The following is a 354-nucleotide window of genomic DNA, read 5'->3' as shown; positions in this document are numbered from 1 at the left end:
CCGGCGCGCCGAACGGGTTGGCCACGAAGCGATCCGCGGTCAGATCGGCGCGGCCGACGTAGCCGCGGGCCAGCTGGTCGCCTGCGAGGTACAGCTCGCCCGCGACGTTCGGCGGCACCGGATGCAGGCGCGCGTCCAGCACGTACGCCTGCGCGTTCCACACCGGCAGGCCGATCGGCACGGCGCCGTCCACCTGTTCGGCGACCGGGCCGTGCGTGGCGTGCACAGTGAACTCGGTGGGGCCGTACAGGTTGTACAGCGCGGCGCCGCTCACCCGCCGGATAGCCATGACCGCGTCGGCTGTGAAGGCCTCACCGGCGACGAACAGGGTCCGCAGCGAGGCGAGCGCGTCCG

At 73.4% G+C, this 354-nt stretch carries 1 protein-coding gene; it reads right to left on the bottom strand.

Annotated elements, in window-relative coordinates; genetic code table 11:
- On the bottom strand, nucleotides 1-354 hold a 354-nt coding region (locus tag IU459_RS39180), incomplete at both ends, for an AMP-binding protein (RefSeq protein ID WP_228839074.1).

Source organism: Nocardia amamiensis (assembly GCF_015477605.1).
GTDB classification, from domain to species: domain Bacteria; phylum Actinomycetota; class Actinomycetes; order Mycobacteriales; family Mycobacteriaceae; genus Nocardia; species Nocardia amamiensis_A.
Note: the sequence above shows the minus strand (reverse complement) of the source record. Positions and strands in the feature narration are given on the sequence as shown.